The sequence below is a fragment of the Micromonospora sp. DT201 genome, assembly GCF_049841575.1.
Lineage (GTDB): Bacteria > Actinomycetota > Actinomycetes > Mycobacteriales > Micromonosporaceae > Micromonospora.
In genome coordinates, this window is record NZ_JBNCKP010000002.1 from 46,788 (window position 1) to 64,420 (window position 17,633).

Consider the following 17,633-nt stretch of genomic DNA (forward strand, 5'->3'; position numbering starts at 1 on the left):
TCTCAGTCGGTCAACGATCGGACGTCCCACACCCACATACCGCCGGTGAAGACCGGCTCGATCCCGGTCAGCTCGGTCATTCCCCGGCGCAGCGCGGTTTCGTGCTCGTGCGGCCCGAGGACGACCACACCGGCCCGCCAGAAACGCAGGTCGTCGACCGCCTCGACCCGGCCCTGCGGAGTGATCGGCGGCACCGCTCCGGTGCGCCGGATGGTGGCGAAGAAGCTGCTGGTCGGGCGGGGCGGTGCACCGAACAGCGCGACCCGTGGGGCCTCGGCGTTCGGGCGGGTGTCCGGGCCGAGGAAGTAGCCCCGGGCCAGCGGCATGTCCAGCCGGGTTTCCGCAGACCAGCGCAGCGGCTCCGCGTAGGTGGTGTCCGGCAACGGCAGGGTCACCACGCTGCGCCCACCAGTCACGTAGGGACGCCAGGCCCCACTCGTCACAAAGGTCGGGACCGGGTTGAGCTCGGCCACGGGCAGCGGAGTGGGGACGATGGGCAACAGGGCCATCGTGAGCACGGTTGCGGTGACGAAGCGGATCTGACCCCTGGCGGCCGGGTGTGCGCTGGCCAGCTCGCGGGCGCGTTCGGCGGCGTAGGCAAGCAGCAGCCCGATGATCGGGGTGATCGCCAATGCCCACCGCGTCGGCACCACCGAGTGCAGGATCGGCAGGTTCTCCAGCGCCGCCCAGGGCCCCGGCACACCCGTACCCCGGTTGTCGAAACGAACCTCCCGGCCTAGCGAAAGCACCGCGAAGAGCAGCCCGAGCGCGGCCAGCGCGAGCACCATGACCGAGCGGCGCAACCACCAGACCAGGGCGATCACCAGCACCACCAACGCCCAGCCGAAGAAGCTGTTCTCCTCGGTCGGGTTCTTGGCGAGGCCGGCGGCGGTACGCGGGCTACCGGCGAGCGCTTCGCGGGAGTACGCGACGAACGAGGCCAGGTCGCTGGAGTAGCCGCGGATCAGCCGGGACAGCCCGGAGTAGGCGTCCGGCCCGAAGAACTGCACGTACAGGGGGTACGCCAGCAGCAGCGCGGCGACCACGGCTGCGACGGCAAGACCGGCGATGAACGGCCGGGCCCGCGCCCGAAGATCGGCACGACCGAGGGCGAGTACGCCGACGATGACCGCGAGGCCGATCGCGGTCATCAGCAGGATCTCCAGGTTGAGGAACGCCTGCCAGACGATCACGAGCGCGAGTAGGACCCCGTTACGCAGCCAGCGGCCCGCTTCACCGAGTCGCAGCGTGCGCCAAATGATCAACGGGACGACGAACTGCGACACGATGTTCGGGTGCCCATTGGCGTGCGACACCATGGCCGGCGCGAACGCGCAGAACCCGCCGCCCAGCCACGCCGGCCCACGGGTGCCGATCAGGACCCGGGAGAGCAGGAAATACCAGGCAGTGGCGGTGGCAATCATGCCGGCGGTGAGAAAGACCAGGAATGCCACTCGCGGCCCCAGGAGCAGGGTGACCGGCGTCAGTGGCAATGAAATGGATAATACGGACGTATTAGCCATCAGATTCACGCCGTCCGGGACGTTCATCTGATTGGAATGGAACGGATACGCAAAATGCGTGACGACTCGCGCACCGTGCGCCATCATCCATTCGAACTGCGACTGATCGGACTGGTTGTCCCGCACGCCACTGCCCGGCTTCAGCCAGAGGCGGCCGGTCACCCACAAGCCGAGCACCACGAAGCTCAGCACGGCGGCCAAGTCGGCCCACTTACCCCTGCGGGAAGGCCGAGCGTCACCAGAGGCCCCTTGCGCCGACGACACAGCGGCCGAACCGTCGCTGTCGCTGGGCACGCCCGGTTCAGGAGTAGTCATGACAATTCATAGGGTAGTCAGAGCATGGCGCTGCCGTGACACGTTTCGGGGTACTGCCGTACTATGTGCCGGGTTCGCCGACCGCCGATCACGAACCCACCCCCCGACCACAATTCGGCCACCCCCGATGCCCCGATTCTTCTGCCATCCCAGCGGATGATTCACTCTGTCGGTCCAGGCACGGGTCGAGTTCATATCGTGAGGAATCGACGCATGGCAGAAATCACTGGGGATCAGCGCGTGCAGTCCGAGGTGCTGGAAGGCCTGGCGACCGCCGTCAACCACCGTCGCTGGTTCATCGAACTGGCGGTGCCGTACCTCGGCGACGACCCGATCGAGATCGGCAGCGGTCTCGGTGACTACGCCCTGGAATGGTCAGAGCGGCTGCCCCGATTCACCGCCACCGAGGCCGACCCGGACCGGCTGGTGCAGCTCAAGGAGCGCCTCGCCGACCGACCGAACATCGACGTCCGGCAGATGCTGCTGCCACACAACGACCGGGGCAACTACAGCGCCGCGGTCTCGTACAACGTCCTGGAGCACATCGAGGACCACGTGGGTGCGCTGAGCAGCATGCGCGACCTGGTCCGGCCCGGCGGCGCCGTGATCATCATCGTGCCGGCGTTCGAGTTCGCGATGAGCCCGGCCGACATCGCCACCGGGCACGTCCGTCGCTACACGAAGAAGACGCTCGCAGCGGCGATGACCGAGGCCGGCCTGACCATCGAGAAGATGCACTACGCCAACGCGCTGGGGTTGATCGGCTACTTCATGGCCACCAAGGTCTTCCGGCTGATGCCGAAGGAAGGCCCGATGGTCAAGGTCTACGACACCGTGGTCCTGCCCGCCACGAAGGCCGCCGAGCAGCGCGTACGCCCCCCGTTCGGCCAGTCAGTCTTCGCCGTAGCCCGCGTCCCGTCCTAACCCCACCCCACCCCCCACCCCACCCCACCCACCCCCGCGATCTTGCAGTTTCGGTGGCTCTTCTGTCCCTTATGTCACTAATGCCGGGACAGAAAGTGCAAGATCGCGGGGGTCAGGGGTTACTCCTTGATCTGGTACGTCGGGCGGATCACCGCTCGCGCCAGGGTGTGGAACGCGAGGTTGAAGCCGACGTAGGCGGGGCTGACATCCGGGGTCAGGTCCAGGTGGTCGACATCCACGGCGTGCACCGCGAAGACGTACCGGTGCGGGCGGTCGCCGGCCGGAGGGGCCGCCCCGCCGTAACCCTTCTCGCCGTAGTCGTTGCGGACCGAGAACGCCCCACCGAGGTCGGCGCCAGCCGCGCCACCGGCGCCGCTGGGCAACTGCGTGACCTCGACCGGCACGTTCACGAGCACCCAGTGCCAGAAGCCGCTGCCGGTCGGCGCGTCTGGGTCGTAGCAGGTCACCGTGAAGCTCTTCGTCTCGGCAGGGAAATCCGACCAGGTCAGCTGCGGCGAGACGTTGTCACCCCCGGTGCTGCCATGCGCGTGCCGGGCGTCCATCGGCTCGCCGTTCTGGACGTCGTCACTCGTCAGCGTGAACGAGGGCAGCGTCGGCAGCAGCTCGTACGGGTCCGGGGCGATCGGTCGTTCCAGGGTCATCGGGACGTGTCCTTCCGGTGTGCGGAGATACCAGCCTCTTCATACCCCGTTCGGCGGCGGCGGACGACCGGATGGCCGCTGTCCGGCAATCACCCCACAAAGATATGGTTGTCACCGCAACGTTCCACAGGGGGACTTCTTGGCAGGCATGTGGCGCGATTTCCTGATCGCCGCCGTCACCGCACTGCGGAAGCCGGACCAGCAGTCGCTCGCCCGAGAACGCCGACGCGCGGTCGAGCGGCTGGCCGAGGCGACGATCCGAGACGCACGGCGGGGCACAGACCTGCCGGAGTGACCGGGACGCGGGGCACCGGAACGCTACGAGGCGTGGACCAGGCGGTCCGCGACGAACGGCAGGCCGCCGTCGCCGCCGGAATGACCGGGCGCGTAACGATGCTGCCCAACGCCTCAGGCGGTGCTGCCCAACGCTTCAGGCGGTCAGCAGGCCGGCGCCCGGCGGCTGTGATCGACTCCATGTCACCGATGTGGCGGTATCCCGCGCTGCGGACACCGCCACATCGCCGAAGCGGAGTGGATCACCAGCGCTCGCGCTGGTCAGGGGTGTTTTGCTGCCAGGGGGCGGAGGGTGTGGGATTCGAACCCACGAAGACATCGCTGCCTTACCGGTTTTCAAGACCAGCGCCATCGGCCACTAGGCGAACCCTCCTGGGCCGCAACCCGCAGGTGTACGGCCACGCATAGTCTGCCACGGCTCCCGCTGGGCGGCCCGGCGTCCCTCCCCGAATGCGCCGGCCTGGCGGTCCGGCGCGTCCACAGTGGGCTGAAGCGTGCGCCTGCGGCACCCGGTGAGATCGGGAAGACTGAGCCCATGCGAGCCATCACCATTCCGCAGCCCGGTGGACCCGAAGCGCTGGTCTGGGCCGAGGTGCCCGACCCGGAGCCGGGCCCCAATGAGGTGATCGTGGATGTGCGGGCCAGCGGCGTCAACCGCGCTGACCTGCTGCAACGGCAGGGGCACTACCCTCCGCCGCCGGGCGCGCCCGCGTACCCCGGCTTGGAGTGCTCTGGGGTGATCACCGTGGTCGGCCCAGACGTCGCCGGTTGGGCGGTCGGGCAGCAGGTCTGCGCGCTGCTGGCGGGCGGGGGGTACGCCGAGCGGGTCGCGGTCCCCGCCGGGCAACTGCTGCCGGTGCCGGCCTGCGACCCGGTCGACGCCGCGGCGCTGCCCGAGGTGGCCTGCACGGTCTGGTCGAACCTGGTCGTGGTGGGGCGGCTCAGCGCGGGCGAAAGGCTGCTGGTGCACGGCGGCGGCAGCGGGATCGGCACCTTCGCGATCCAGCTCGGGGCAGCCCTCGGCGCTACCGTCCTGACCACCGCACGGGCGCCCAAGCACCCCCGGCTGCGCGAGTTGGGCGCGGCTCACACGATCGACTACCAGGAGCAGGACTTCGTCGAGGAGGTCCGGCGAGCCACCGATGGGCGCGGCGCCGATGTCATCCTCGACATCATGGGCGCGTCCTACCTGGGCCGGAACGTCTCCGCGCTGGCGACCGGCGGCCGACTGGTGACGATCGGGATGCAGGGTGGGCGCAAAGCCGAGTTGGATCTCGGCGCACTGCTGACCAAACGGGCGAGCGTCACCGCGACGTCGCTACGCTCCCGACCGCTCGCGGAGAAGGCCGAGATCGTCCAGGGCGTACGGGACGAGGTGTGGCCGTTGATCGAGGCTGAAATGATCCGACCGGTCGTGGACCGGCGGCTGCCGATGACCGAGGCGGCGCAGGCGCACCGGCTCGTGGAGTCGAACGATCACTTCGGCAAGGTGCTGCTCATGCGCGTGTGACGTGGGCGGGGTGCCGGTCCGGCGACATGCCGGCTGTCAGGCGAGCGAGTCCGCTGGCGTCGACTCCTCGGTCGCGCGGGGCAGCATCAGGCGGGCGCCCGGCCCCTCGCCGGCCAGCGCGTCCCCCGGGTTGTTGAGCGTGCAGCGCTGCAGGGACAGGCAGCCACAGCCGATGCAACCATCCAGGTCGTCGCGGAGGTTGATGAGCAGCCGGATCTTCTCGTCCAACCGGCCCCGCCAGCTCGCGGAGAGCCGCGCCCAGTCCTGCGGGCTCGGCGTGCGGGCTTCGGGAAGCGACTCCAACGCGGCACGGATCTCCTCAAGCGAGACGCCGACCTGCTGGGAGATCCGGATGAAGGCGACCCGCCGCAGCTCGGCGCGGGCGTACCGACGCTGGTTGCCGCCGGTACGGTCGGCGCGGATCAGCCCGAGTCGCTCGTAGTAGCGCAGCGCCGACGGCGCCACGCCGGAGCGGACGGACAGCTCGCCGATCGTCAGTAGATCCTGCATCACCAGGTCCTTGAGTTGAAGTGCACTTCAAGTCACACAGTAGTGGCATGGCCACCACGATGACCACCGACACCGACACCGACACCGGCTCCCGGCTTCCCGGGTTGCTCCGACGACTGACCGGCGACGAGAAGCACGCGCCCAGCGCGCACTCCACCATCGACGTGCTCCAGGTGCTCTACGACCGGGTGCTGCGGGTCACCCCAGACACCGCCGGCGACCCGGAGCGGGACCGGTTCCTGCTCTCCAAGGGGCACGGACCGGCCGCCTACTACGCGGTGCTCGCCGCGCACGGCTTCATCCCGGACGCCTGGCTCGACGACCTGGCCGGGCCGGAGAGCCGGCTCGGCCACCACCCGGACCGACTGCTGGTGCCCGGGGTCGAGATCGGCTCCGGCTCGCTCGGTCACGGGCTCGGGCTGGCCGTCGGCACCGCCCTCGGCCTGCGGGCCCAAGGGCTGCTCAAACCCCGGGTGTACGTGCTGCTCGGCGACGCCGAACTGGACGAGGGTTCCAACCACGAGGCGATCGCGTACGCCGGAGCAACCGGCCTGGAAAACCTCACCGCAGTCGTGGTCGACAACTCGTCGGCCACACACGGCTGGTCCGGTGGCATCGCCGGCCGGTTCACCGTCAACGGCTGGACCGCCGACACCGTCGACGGCCGGGACCACACCGCCCTGCACACGGCGCTGACCGGGCACCGGCCGCGACGGCCGCACCTGGTCGTCGCCCGCGTCGAGAGCAAGGGATGACCGCCATGCGTGCCGCCTTCCTGGACACCACCACCGCACTCCTCGACGAGGATCCACGAACCGCACTCGTGTTGGCCGACATCTCAGCCAGCCAGTTCGCTCCGGCCGGTCACCGGCACCCCGACCGGGTGCTCAACGTCGGCATCCGGGAGCAACTGATGATCGGCGTGGCCGGCGGACTCGCCCTGACCGGGCTCCGCCCGATCGTGCACTCGTACGCGACGTTCCTGGTCGACCGGGCGTACGAGCAGATCAAGTTGGATCTGGACCACCAGGGCGTGGGCGCGGTCCTGGTCAGCATCGGCGCGTCGTACGACGGGTCGGCGGAGGGCCGGACCCATCAGTCGCCCGGGGATGTCGCGCTCTTCGACTCTCTCGGCGACGGCTGGACGGTGCGGGTGCCCGGTCACCCGAACGAGGTCGCACCGCTGCTCCGGCACGCCGCGACCACCGACGACCCGATCTACCTGCGGCTCAGTGAGCAGCGCAATGCGCAGGCGTACCCGGACGCCGATCGGCTACGGGTGCTCCGGCAGGGTGGGACGAACGCGCCACTGGTGGTGGCTGTCGGGCCGATGCTCGATCCCACCTTGGCGGCGACCGAGGGGATGGACGTGACGGTCGCGTACACCCACACTCCCCGGCCGTTCGACACGCCCGGGCTACGGGCGCTTGTCGGGACCGAGGTGGTGCTGGTCGAGCCGTACCTGGCGGGCACGTCGAGCGCGGTCGTCAGCCGGGCCCTGGCGGACGTGCCGCATCGGCTCCTCGCGCTCGGGGTGGGTCAGACCGACCTGCGACGGTACGGAGATCCGGCCGACCACGCCCGGTGGCACAGCCTGGACGCCGACGGTCTGCGGCGGTCGATCAGCGCGTTCCTCGGATCAGCGCGCGGATGAGGCGGCGGGGCGGCGGCGGGCGCGTTCGCGGCCGAGGATCCAGACCGCCTCGACGCCGTCCTTCCAGGTGATCTTCTTGCCCTCTTCGCGGCCACGCGCCCGGTAGCTGATCGGGACCTCGTACGGGCGGATCCGCTGGCGCAGCAACTTGCCGGTCACCTCGGCCTCCATGCCGAAGCCGCGCGAGCGCACGTCGAGCGACCGGTAGAGCGCCACCGGCATCAGCTTGAAGCAGGTCTCAAGGTCACCGATGTAGGAGTTGAACAGCACGTTGGCCGCCATCGTGACGCCCTTGTTACCCATCACGTACCAGAAGCTGTAGGCACTGTGGCTGCCGAAGGTGCGATTGCCGTAGACGACCGTGGCTCGCCCGTCGAGCACCGGAGCGAGCAGCTTGGGGATGTCCTGTGGGTCGTACTCCAGGTCGGCGTCGAGGATGACCATGTAGTCGCCCTCGGCGCTGTCGACCGCCGTCTTGATGGCGGCACCCTTGCCGGCGTTGCGCTGGTGGGTGATGACCCGCAGGCGTACGTCATCGGCGCGGCCGAGGACCTCGCCGGTGCCGTCCCGGCTACCGTCGTCGACGACTACCAACTCGATCTCGCACGGATAGTCCACCGCCAATGCCTGCTTGAGGGCATCCGCGATGCGTTCTTCCTCGTTGAAGACCGGCATGAGGATCGAGAGCTTCACGGGAATCTCCACGGTGGCGACGACACGTCAGCCATAGCCTAGCGTGGCTGGTCAGCCCAAGGTCTGCCGCCACCGTCGGGCGGTCGGCGTGGCGGGTTCAGCCCGATGGTGTTTACTTCCCGCCATGTCGGCTGCCGGCTCCCTGCTCGCGGCGGTTCCTGTCGCCGCGGTGCTCCTGCTCACCGTCGCGACGAGGCCGCGCGAGGCCGGCGCGGTGGCACCGCTGCGGCTCGCCGTGGTGCGCGCCGCCCTGCTCAGCGGGGCGTACGCGGTGCTCGTCGTCGAGGTGCTCGGCGCGTTGCACGCGCTGACCCGGCCGGCGTTCGCCGCCGCCTGGCTGCTCTTCCTAGCGGCTGCCGCGACAGCAGTGTGGGTGCGGCGGCGACGGGCGACCCTTCTCGCGCAGCCACGCACCGCCACAGCGCGACCGGTGCCGGTCGGCGCCGTGGCGTCCGGTGGCACCCCCGAGACCTCCACCCCGGCCGTCGACCCCGGTGCGGCCGAGTCCGACCCCGCGCCGACCCGGACGGGTCGGGCACAATCCGGCCTGCTCGCCGTGGCGGTCGACGCCTGGCGTACGGCGGGTCGGGGGGAGCGGCTGCTCGCCGGCACGGTCGCCGGGCTGGTCCTGGTGGAGTTGCTTGTCGCGCTGCTGGCCGAGCCGAACAACTTCGACTCGCAGACGTACCACCTGCCGAAGGTGGAGCACTGGGTGGCCCAGGGCGACCTGGACTTCTGGCCCACCGCGATCCACCGGCAGGTGACCATCCCGCCCGGAGCCGAGTATCTGCTGCTGCACCTGCGCCTGCTCACCGGCGGGGACCAGCTGTACAACCTGGTGCAGTGGGCGGCCGGAGTCATCTGCCTGCTGGTGGTCGCACGGATCACCGCGCAGCTCGGCGGCGGCCGGAGGGCCCAGTTGCTCAGCGCGTTCGTGCTGGCGACCACGCCGATGGTGGTGCTCCAGGCGACCAGCACGCAGACCGACCTGGTCTGCGCGGCGTGGGTGGCCTGCGCGGCGACCCTCGTGCTGGATGGGCTGCGTCGGCGGACCGGCTGGGGCACGCTCCTCGGGTTGGGGGCGGCCACCGGGCTGACCGCGGTGACCAAGACCAGCGGCCTGATCGCGGTCGGCCCACTGCTGGTGCTCTGGGGGTTGGCCCAGCTCCGGCTGGCCCCGGCCGAGAGCGCGGCATCCGCTGGCCCGACGGCGGCTGGCGGGGGTCGCCGGCCCCGGCCGGTCGGTCAGATGGCCCGCACGGTCAGCGGTTCGGTGCTGATCATGCTGGTCGCGGCCGTGGTGGTCGGCCCGTTCCTGGCCCGCGTGACCGCCGAGTTCGGGCACCCGCTGGGGCCACCCCGGCTACGCGAATCGATCCCGATGGAACGGCACGATCCGCCGTCGATCCTGGTCAACGCTCTGCGGATCGGGCACACCGCGTTCGACACACCGCTGGCGCCCCTGCGCCGGGCCGGAGCTGAGGCGATCATCGACGGCGCGGACGCGATCGGGGTCGACCCGCAGGACCGCGCGATCACCTTCGGTCGGGAGATCTTCCCGGAGCCGGCCTGGTATCCGGACGAGGACCGGGTGGCGTTTCCCCTGGCCGGGGCACTGGTGGTGATCGGTGCGGTCGTCGCGCTCGCCCGTCCGCGCCGGATCGACCCCGAGCGGACCGGGCCGCTGCGCGCGTACGCGGTGGTGGTGCTGACCACCGTCCTGCTGCACACCTCAATGATCAAGTGGCAGCCGTGGGGAAACCGTCTGATCCTCTACGCCCTGGTGCTCGCGGTGCCGCTGGCCGGGCTCTGGCTCGAGGCGCTCCTCCGCCGCCACGCGTACCCGGCCAGGACGGGGGCGCGGCGGTCGGTGGCCACGCTGGCGGCCGTCACCGTGCTGGCCGCCTCGGCGCTGGCCGGGGTGCTCGCGGTGTCGTACGGCTTCCCACGACGGCTGGTCGGCTCCGGCTCGGTCTTCACCACCTCGGACTGGGACACCCGGTTCGTGCGTCGCCCGCAGTGGGCCGACGAGTTCCAGTGGGCTGCGGCGGCGGTCCGCGACAGCGGTGCCCGACGGATCGGGCTGGTGCAGCAGAACGACAACTGGGAATACCCGTGGTGGCTTCTGTTGCGGCAGCCGAACGGACGCTCGCCGGAGCTGGTGTCGCTTCAGTCGGTGCTGCCGGAACGACCGCCGGCAGACCCCTCATCTGTCGACGCGATCGTGTGCACAGGCAGCAAGCCGGACTGCGCCGATTTTGTCCCGGCGGGCTGGCGGTTGGAGTTCCGCGGCTACGTCGGCTACGCGCTGCCGCCGGGTCGCTGACCCGGCGAGGAAGGGCCCCTCTTCACAAGGGGCCCTTCCTCTCACTTGGCGCGAGGAATGAGGATGAGGCGGGCTACGCCCTTGTCGCCGTCCTTCGCGCCGGCGACGCCGAGCGTCGCGCCGACCTTGACCTCGCTCGGCTGCACGGTGGCGCGCCGCTCGACGACCCGCAGGTCGTCGCCGAAGCTCCAGGTCATGGTGAAGCCGTCGGTGGACTTGACGGTCATCGAGTTGCCGTCGATCGCGGTCACCTCGCCGCGCTGCACGACGACGGTCTGCGTACCGCTGTCCTTCGTCTGCACCACCGCTTCACCGTGCAGGGTGTTCTTGCGTAGCTGCACGCGGGCCTGGTGGCGCTTGCGCAACTCCTCGCCGCGCTTCTCTCGGGCCTTCTCCTGCGCTGTGGGGGAGGCGCCCGGCGTCGGGGTGGCCGGGGCGGCGACGGTCTGCACGTCCAGGTCGTCGGCGTCGAAGCCCATCGCGGCCAGCGCCTGGCCCTCCACACCCATCGCGGCGGCGACCTCGACCGCGGCCTCCCGGGCGGGCTGACTGGCCACCTCGGCCGCACCGCAGCCGCTGAGACCGAGCGCGACCGCCGCGAGCAGTGCCGTGGTGCCGGTGGCGAATCCCCAACGTGGCATGGCTTTTCCTCTCGTCCGTGGAGCCCTCAGCATCACCTCCGACGACGAGCGGAGCGTCAGGCCGATGTTCGGGTCAGGTAAGGATCACCGGGCAGCCGGACCGTGAAGGCGGCACCGCCCTCCGGTGCGTGCCCTGCGGCGATCTCCCCGCCCAGTCGACGGACCAGCCCGGCGGCCAGCGCCAACCCCAGACCGCTGCCCACCTTGCGCACTCCCCGGTAACGCTGGTGCAGCGCACCGCGCTCGAACGCCACCGCAAGGTCGTCGTCGGTGAAGCCCGGCCCGCCGTCCCGGACCTCCAGCACACCGCCGGAGGCCGGGTCCGTCTCGGCCGGCCGGACCGCGAGCACCACCGGCGACCCCGGGGGTACGACCCGCAGCGCGTTCTCCAACAGCCCGTCCAGCACCTGCCGAATGCGCCCCGGATCGGTGTACGCCGGCACCGGCTGACCAGGCGTCTCCACCCGAAACGGCACGCCCACCGCCGCGCACCGACCGGACCAGGTCGGCTCTGCGTCCATGGCCAACTGGGTCAGGTCCACCGGCACCGGTTCGAGTGGGAAGTCGGCAGCCTCCAGTCGGGCCAGCGCCAGCAGGTCACCGATCAGCCGGTCCAGGTGTTTGGCTTCGGCAAGCACCGTCCGGCCGGTGTCGACCGTGTCGTCCGCGCCGAGCACCCCGTCGGCGAGCGCCTCGGCGTACCCCCGGATCGCGGTCAGCGGAGTGCGCAGCTCGTGCGAGACGGACAGGAGGAACTCCCGTTGCCGACCCTCGCTGGTGGCCAGCGCGGCGGCCAACCCGTTCAACGCCTCGGCCAGGTCGGCGACCTCACCCGGCGGCTCGACCGGCACCCGGACCGCACGGTCGCCAGCGCGCAGCCGGGCGGCGGCGGTGGCCGCGACGCGGATCGGCCGGGCCAGCCGACGGGCCAGCAGCAGCCCGGCCACCACGCCGGCGGTCAACCCGGCCAGCAGCGGCAGCCACAGACTAAGCAACACCTTGGCCCACAGCCCGTTCGCTGCGGGACGGGAGAGCACCACCCCGTTGCCGTTGGGAAGGGCCCGACCCTCGACCAGGGCACGTTCGCCGTTGACCGGGCGGCGAACCGACACGTTGCCGCCCTGCTCGATCCGCTGCACCACCCGGGACGGCAGGCCCGGCCGGTCGACCGTCCCGCGCCGGATCAGGTACGCGTCGATGCCCTGGTTGCGCAGTTGCTGGATGAGCCGCTCCTCGTCGGCGCTCCGACCCCGGTCCAGGCGGGTCCGCAGCACCTCGGCGGCGAGCCGGGCCTGCGCGGCGAGCGCCTCCTGATCGCGTCGCTCCGCGCCGCGGATCGCCAACGGCACGGCGACGATCGCGGTGACCAGCACCGACACCAGCGCCACCGCACAGGTGACCAGCACCGCCCGGGCGGTCAGCGTCCGGCCGAACCGGCTACGTCGAGGTGCAACCGGCCCGCCGGCGCCGACCACCGGCAGGGCCATGGTCGGCGACTCCGCGCGCCCGGCATGGTCAGGCATCGACCGCGTACCCCACCCCGCGATGGGTCCGGATCACGCTGACCGGCCCGAGCTTCGCCCGCACCTGGGCGACGTGCACGTCCACCGTGCGGGTGCCGGCGTGCGCCGCGTAACCCCAGACCCCGGCCAGCAACTCCTCCCGGGTGAAGACCCGACCCGGCCGGGCCATCAGGTGGGCCAGCAGGTCGAACTCGGTGGAGGTGAGCTGCACCGGGGCGCCCGCGACGGTCACCGTTCGGCGGGCCGGGTCGAGCGTCACCGGGCCGACGACGCGCGGCCGGTCCGCGCCCTCCGGGCCGCCGGCGGAACGGCGCAGCACCGCGCGTACCCGGGCGACCAACTCCCGAGGGCTGAACGGCTTGGTGACGTAGTCGTCGGCACCCAACTCCAAGCCGACGATCCGATCCACCTCGTCGTCTCGGGCGGTGAGGAAGATGACCGGGGTCCAGTCCCCGTCCTCACGCAGTCGGCGGCAGATCTCAGTGCCGGGCAGGCCCGGCAGCGCGATGTCCAGGACGCAGGCCACCGGGCGCAATCGGCGGGCGGCACTCAGGCCTGCCGTGCCGTCCCGTTCCAGGTGGACGCCGAACCCGTCACGGGTGAGGTAGAGCCGGACCAGGTCGGCGATGGCCGGCTCATCCTCGACCACGAGGACGAGCCCGCGGTGCGGCGGTTCGACGGTCACCGGCCCATGATTGCCGACCCGGTGGGCTCGGCGCGATCGATGCGTGTTCGAGTTCGGTAAAGGCGACGCAAAGCCGGGAGGGCGTCAGCTCACCACGGCGGGGCGGAACACGCTGGAACGTGAGGCGGCGGGTGCGTCACCGATGGTGGCGACGATCCGCTCACGGGGCGCCCGCAGGCGGGTCCGGAATGCGTGGTTGAGCAGCGCGTCGAGCTGCCACACCCGCTTCGGTTGACTGGTGCGGATCAGGAATCGCTCACGGATCCCGTCGATCGCGGTTGCCGCCAACTCGACCGAGTGCAGCCGCGGGTCCGGGCTCCAGGTCACGTTGCTCAGCTCGCGCAACTCGGTGTTGAGGTGCAGACGCAGTCGGTGCAGCAGCCGGGTCTGCTGGGTCACCACCAGCCGACGATGGGTGAGCAGGATCAGGTAGTCGCCGGTGACCGGGCGGTCAGGGCGGCTACAACGGGTGACCAGGATCGTGGCGTCACCGGAGCCGACGCAGCGCCGGAAGACCGGCATGTGCCGGCTCACGGTCTGCACGGCCAGGCCGGCTTCAGCGGCGGCCGGGAGGAACGTTCGGGAGAAGACGTCCATGACCTGCCCAACGACCTCCCTTAGCGGGGTGACGTGGGTCACGCGGGTTTTTTGGAAGTTCCACGCCGCCGGTCGCACTGCCTGTCCGATTTCCGACTAGGACGGATCATGGTCAGGAGTCGGGCTGAAGCGGACTGGCAGCGAACAGCTCCTCCAGCCAGCCGGGCACCGCGTCGGCGTTCGGGCGTCAACTGGGCCAGCGTCGCGATCAGGACGGCCTCGTGCACCGTGCCCCGGTTGTTGGCCTTGAACCAGACCGGGCCGTCGTCGGTGGGCACGCGCCACACCAGCGACCAGGGGCGCAGCCGAGGCTCCACCGGCCCGGTCACCCGCCGGCCGTTCCGGCTCAGCTGCGACTCGACCCAGGACCGGGCCCGCACCTGCCACTGCTCACTGGACCAGTCGGGGACGCATCCATCAGCGTTCGTCGTCACGCTGGGCACCATAAGCGGCCCTCCCGCGCCCGGCGAGACGTTTTCGTGGCCGAACGTCAGACCAGCTCGACGATTGTGGCGTTGGCCATGCCGCCGCCCTCACACATGGTCTGCAGCCCGTAGCGGATCCCGTTGTCCCGCATGTGCTGGAGCATCGTGGTCATGATCCGGGCACCGGAGCCACCGAGCGGGTGACCGAGGGCGATCGCCCCACCGCGCGGGTTGAGCCGCTCCGGGTCCGCCTCGGTCTCCGCCAGCCAGGCCAGCGGCACCGGGGCGAAGGCCTCGTTGACCTCGTACACCCCGATCTCCTCAATGCCCAGCCCCGCGCGGCGCAGCGCCTTCGCGGTTGCCGGAATGGGCGCGGTGAGCATGGTGACCGGGTCGTCGGCGGCGACCACGGCGGTGTGGATCCGGGCTAGCGGCCGCAGGCCGTGCCGGCTGGCCCACTCGGACGTGGTCACCGCGAGGGCCGCGGCGCCGTCGGAGATCTGGGATGCGGAACCGGCGGTCACCACCCCGTCTGCACGGAACGGGGTGGCCAGCTCGCCGAGCTTGGCCAGCGACGTCTCCCGGCGGATGCCCTCGTCGGCGGCGAACTTGCCGCCGTCGCCGAGCGGCACCGGCGCCAACTCCGGGTCGAACGCGCCGGCGTCCTGTGCGGCGGCCGCCTTCTCGTGGCTGGCCAGCGCGAACTCGTCGAGCTGCGCACGCGAGAGCCGCCACCGCTGGGCGATCAGCTCGGCCCCGACGCCCTGGTTGAACGGCAGCGGCGCGTCGTCGGCGAAGCCCTCGACACCCCGATAGCGGGCGCGCAACTGGTCGCTGAAAGGCATGCCGCCGGCCACACTGGAGCCCATCGGCACCCGGGTCATCGACTCCACGCCACCGGCGACCACCAGGTCGGCCTGGCCGGAGAGCACGGTCGCGGCGGCGAAGTGCAGTGCCTGCTGGCTGGAGCCGCACTGCCGGTCGAGGGTCGTGCCGGGCACTGTCTCGGGCCAGCCGGCGGCGAGCACACCGTTGCGGGCGATGTTCCACGATTGCTCGCCGACCTGGGACACGCAGCCCCAGAAGACGTCGTCGACCTGCGTCGGGTCGAGCCCGGTGCGCTCGGCGAGGGCGCGCAGCACGTGCGCCGACAGGTCGACCGGGTGCACGCTGGCGAGGCTGCCCTTGCGCCGCCCGACCGGGGTGCGTACCGCGCCGACGATGACCGCGTCACTCATGTTTACTCCCCGGTAACTTGGGCTGCCCCGATCCTACGTCGTCGTGGACCGGTCGTCGGCCCCGGCGTCGAGGTGCCGTACCCCGTCATCCGACAGTCGCTGGCATGCTGGGCGGGTGGATGAGATTGCTCCGGTGCGGCAGTGGCGGGTGCCGGCAAGCCTGCCCGCGGTGAAGCTGGTCGGCGCGGTCCTGCTGGTCGCGCTCGGGCTGCTCTTCGCCGACGGCGACCCGGTCCGCCTGGTGGTGGCCCTCCTGGCCGCCGCCGCGTTGGCCGGCTGGGCGGTACGCGACCTGGTCGCGCCGGTCCGACTGGCGGTGGACGCCGCAGGCCTCACCGTCATCCACGGGTTCGCGGGCCGGCGGCTGCTGCCCTGGTCGACGGTCGAGGCGATCGCCGTGGACCGTCGGCCACGGTTGGGGCTGACAAGCGAAACCCTGGAGATCGACGCGGGCAACTCGCTGCACCTGTTCGGCCGGTACGACCTGGGCGCCAGCCCGGAGGAGGTGGCCGCCGAGTTGCGTGCCGCCCACCCGGACACCGCCGGATAGCCCCGACCGCTCAGCCGAGCAGGGCGGTGCTGCGGAAGAAGGCCAGGGCAAGCAGGATCAGCAGGATGATCGCACCGCCGGCGACCTGCACCAACGTGCGCCGGCCACGCGGCGCGTACGCGAGCACAAGCGCCATCAGCGCACCAACCACCAGACCGCCAAGGTGCCCGGGGATCGAGATGCCCGGCACGGCCAGCGTGAACACCAGGTTGATCACCAGGATCGGAATGATCTGGGAGATGTCGCGGCCCATCTTGCGCTCGATGATGAGCAGCGCGGCGAAGAGCCCGAAGATCGCGGTGGACGCGCCGGCGGTGGTCGCGTTCTGGGCACTGAACAGGTAGGCCGCCACGTTGCCGCCAAAGCCCGCGATCAGGTAGAGCGCGGCGAAACGCGCCCGCCCGAGGTTGGCCTCCAGCGATCGGCCGAGCACCCACAGGGCCCACATGTTGAGCAGCAGGTGAATCACGCCGTAGTGCAGGAACATCGCGGTGACCAGCCTGTACCACTGACCCTCGGCGATCCCTCCGAGCGTGCCGTCGGGGAGGACCGCCAGCCCGAGCACCGACCCCCAGTTGGTCAGCGGCGTACTGCCGCCCATCAGCCCGCCGAAGCCGGAGCCGCCCACCGCCGCGTCCCCACCCCGGTCGGAGGCGATGGAGAGCACCATGAGCAGCAGATTCAGAGCGATCAGCGCCTTGGTGACGTAGCCCTGCCGGCCGGCGGCACCGCCACCAAAGGCGGTACGCGCCGGCCGGACACTGCGACGTCCCTCGTTGACGCACTCCGGGCACTGGTGCCCGACGGACGCCTCCCGCATGCACTCCGGACAGATCGGCCGGTCGCAGCGGGTGCACCGGACGTAGGTCTCCCGACCGGGGTGCCGGTAGCAGACCGGGGCGGTCGGCGGAGATTCGCTCACCGGGCCGACCCTCCGTCCACCGCGACGCGATCCACCGGCACCGGCCGGTGCGGTGCTCCGGAGCGCTCAATCATGCGAGCAAAGGTACCTCGCCGGTCGGTCAGGCAGCAGACCGCTCGATCTCGACCCGCTCGATGACGACGTCCTGCAGCGGACGGTCGCTCGGGCCGGTCGGGGTGTTGGCGATCGAGTCGACGATCTTCACCGACTGCTCGTCGGCAACCTGGCCGAAGATCGTGTGCCGGTTGTTGAGGTGCGGCGTCGGAGACACGGTGATGAAGAACTGCGAACCGTTGGTGCCCGGTCCGGCGTTCGCCATCGCCAGCAGGTAAGGCCGGTCGAACCGCAGCTCCGGGTGGAACTCGTCGGCGAACTTGTAGCCCGGCCCGCCCCGACCGGTGCCGGTCGGGTCGCCCATCTGGACCATGAAGCCGCTGATGACCCGGTGCGAGATGGTGCCGTCGTAGTACGGACCACTGCCCGGCTGACCGGTGCGCGGGTCGGTGTACTCCCGGTTGCCCTCGGCCAGGTCGACGAAGTTACGGACGGTCTTCGGCGCGTGGTTGGGGAAGAGCTCCAGCCGGATCGGGCCGGCGTTGGTGTGCAGGGTGGCGTAGACAGCCTCGGCCACGGGTACTCCT

General features: G+C 70.9%; 19 protein-coding genes and 1 tRNA gene. 7 read left to right on the plus strand and 13 right to left on the minus strand.

The features are described 5' to 3' along the window. Window positions 1–2 precede the first annotated feature (2 nt). Window positions 3–1,838, minus strand: a complete 1,836-nt coding sequence (locus ACLQ28_RS03905) for a hypothetical protein (protein ID WP_425684823.1) — start codon at window positions 1,836–1,838, stop codon at window positions 3–5. A gap of 213 nt (window positions 1,839–2,051) precedes the next feature. On the opposite strand from ACLQ28_RS03905, the gene ACLQ28_RS03910 reads away from it, so the two are divergent. Then, a complete protein-coding gene (locus tag ACLQ28_RS03910; RefSeq protein ID WP_425684824.1) occupies window positions 2,052–2,762 on the plus strand; it encodes a class I SAM-dependent methyltransferase in 711 nt (236 codons plus the stop codon). Window positions 2,763–2,881: 119 nt separating this feature from the next. On the opposite strand, the gene ACLQ28_RS03915 is transcribed toward ACLQ28_RS03910, so the two are convergent. Beyond that, window positions 2,882–3,424, minus strand: coding sequence for a YbhB/YbcL family Raf kinase inhibitor-like protein (locus tag ACLQ28_RS03915; RefSeq protein ID WP_425684825.1), 543 nt, complete (start codon window positions 3,422–3,424; stop codon window positions 2,882–2,884). A gap of 139 nt (window positions 3,425–3,563) precedes the next feature. Here ACLQ28_RS03915 and ACLQ28_RS03920 point away from each other — a divergent pair, with 139 nt between their 5' ends. Then, window positions 3,564–3,719, plus strand: a complete 156-nt coding sequence (locus tag ACLQ28_RS03920) for a hypothetical protein (protein WP_425684826.1) — start codon at window positions 3,564–3,566, stop codon at window positions 3,717–3,719. Window positions 3,720–4,004: 285 nt separating this feature from the next. On the opposite strand, the gene ACLQ28_RS03925 is transcribed toward ACLQ28_RS03920, so the two are convergent. After that, window positions 4,005–4,091, minus strand: a tRNA-Ser gene (locus ACLQ28_RS03925). Between the two features lie 162 nt (window positions 4,092–4,253). On the opposite strand from ACLQ28_RS03925, the gene ACLQ28_RS03930 reads away from it, so the two are divergent. Further along, on the plus strand, window positions 4,254–5,228 hold the full coding sequence (locus ACLQ28_RS03930) for an NAD(P)H-quinone oxidoreductase (protein WP_425684827.1): 975 nt from the start codon (window positions 4,254–4,256) through the stop codon (window positions 5,226–5,228). A 36-nt stretch (window positions 5,229–5,264) separates the two neighbouring features. On the opposite strand, the gene soxR is transcribed toward ACLQ28_RS03930, so the two are convergent. Then, window positions 5,265–5,738 carry a redox-sensitive transcriptional activator SoxR gene (gene soxR / locus ACLQ28_RS03935; protein WP_425684828.1) on the minus strand — a complete coding sequence of 158 codons (474 nt, stop codon included), beginning with the start codon at window positions 5,736–5,738 and terminating at the stop codon, window positions 5,265–5,267. 47 nt (window positions 5,739–5,785) lie between these two features. Here soxR and ACLQ28_RS03940 point away from each other — a divergent pair, with 47 nt between their 5' ends. Further along, window positions 5,786–6,493, plus strand: coding sequence for a transketolase (locus ACLQ28_RS03940; RefSeq protein WP_425684829.1), 708 nt, complete (start codon window positions 5,786–5,788; stop codon window positions 6,491–6,493). A gap of 5 nt (window positions 6,494–6,498) precedes the next feature. Continuing rightward, complete coding sequence (locus tag ACLQ28_RS03945; RefSeq protein ID WP_425685324.1) at window positions 6,499–7,392, plus strand: transketolase family protein; 894 nt, start codon at window positions 6,499–6,501, stop codon at window positions 7,390–7,392. Here ACLQ28_RS03945 and ACLQ28_RS03950 read toward each other — a convergent pair. Beyond that, window positions 7,378–8,085 carry a glycosyltransferase family 2 protein gene (locus tag ACLQ28_RS03950; RefSeq protein ID WP_425685325.1) on the minus strand — a complete coding sequence of 236 codons (708 nt, stop codon included), beginning with the start codon at window positions 8,083–8,085 and terminating at the stop codon, window positions 7,378–7,380. The two genes, ACLQ28_RS03945 and ACLQ28_RS03950, sit on opposite strands and share 15 nt — an antisense overlap. Before the next feature lie 124 nt (window positions 8,086–8,209). On the opposite strand from ACLQ28_RS03950, the gene ACLQ28_RS03955 reads away from it, so the two are divergent. Next, complete coding sequence (locus tag ACLQ28_RS03955; RefSeq protein ID WP_425684830.1) at window positions 8,210–10,411, plus strand: glycosyltransferase family 39 protein; 2,202 nt, start codon at window positions 8,210–8,212, stop codon at window positions 10,409–10,411. A gap of 41 nt (window positions 10,412–10,452) precedes the next feature. Here the strand turns inward: ACLQ28_RS03955 and ACLQ28_RS03960 are convergent, their stop codons facing one another. From ACLQ28_RS03960 to ACLQ28_RS03985, 6 genes are all read right to left on the minus strand, one after another. After that, window positions 10,453–11,052: a hypothetical protein gene (locus tag ACLQ28_RS03960; protein ID WP_425684831.1), complete on the minus strand. Its 600-nt coding sequence runs from the start codon at window positions 11,050–11,052 to the stop codon at window positions 10,453–10,455. A gap of 56 nt (window positions 11,053–11,108) precedes the next feature. Further along, window positions 11,109–12,575, minus strand: coding sequence for a sensor histidine kinase (locus tag ACLQ28_RS03965; protein WP_425684832.1), 1,467 nt, complete (start codon window positions 12,573–12,575; stop codon window positions 11,109–11,111). Continuing rightward, a complete protein-coding gene (locus ACLQ28_RS03970; RefSeq protein ID WP_425684833.1) occupies window positions 12,568–13,260 on the minus strand; it encodes a response regulator transcription factor in 693 nt (230 codons plus the stop codon). Before ACLQ28_RS03970 ends, ACLQ28_RS03965 begins: the two co-directional genes overlap by 8 nt. An 84-nt stretch (window positions 13,261–13,344) precedes the next feature. Continuing rightward, window positions 13,345–13,857, minus strand: coding sequence for a hypothetical protein (locus tag ACLQ28_RS03975; protein WP_425685326.1), 513 nt, complete (start codon window positions 13,855–13,857; stop codon window positions 13,345–13,347). 38 nt (window positions 13,858–13,895) lie between these two features. Further along, window positions 13,896–14,291: a hypothetical protein gene (locus ACLQ28_RS03980; protein WP_425684834.1), complete on the minus strand. Its 396-nt coding sequence runs from the start codon at window positions 14,289–14,291 to the stop codon at window positions 13,896–13,898. Window positions 14,292–14,347: 56 nt separating this feature from the next. After that, window positions 14,348–15,520 carry a thiolase family protein gene (locus tag ACLQ28_RS03985; RefSeq protein ID WP_425684835.1) on the minus strand — a complete coding sequence of 391 codons (1,173 nt, stop codon included), beginning with the start codon at window positions 15,518–15,520 and terminating at the stop codon, window positions 14,348–14,350. Window positions 15,521–15,635: 115 nt separating this feature from the next. On the opposite strand from ACLQ28_RS03985, the gene ACLQ28_RS03990 reads away from it, so the two are divergent. Beyond that, window positions 15,636–16,070, plus strand: coding sequence for a PH domain-containing protein (locus ACLQ28_RS03990; RefSeq protein WP_425684836.1), 435 nt, complete (start codon window positions 15,636–15,638; stop codon window positions 16,068–16,070). Between the two features lie 10 nt (window positions 16,071–16,080). Here ACLQ28_RS03990 and ACLQ28_RS03995 read toward each other — a convergent pair whose 3' ends face one another. Beyond that, entirely contained in the window at window positions 16,081–16,992 is a 912-nt protein-coding gene (locus ACLQ28_RS03995) for a rhomboid family intramembrane serine protease (protein ID WP_425684837.1), read from the minus strand. Window positions 16,993–17,092: 100 nt separating this feature from the next. Next, window positions 17,093–17,623, minus strand: a complete 531-nt coding sequence (locus ACLQ28_RS04000) for a peptidylprolyl isomerase (protein ID WP_110564731.1) — start codon at window positions 17,621–17,623, stop codon at window positions 17,093–17,095. Window positions 17,624–17,633: the final 10 nt, after the last annotated feature.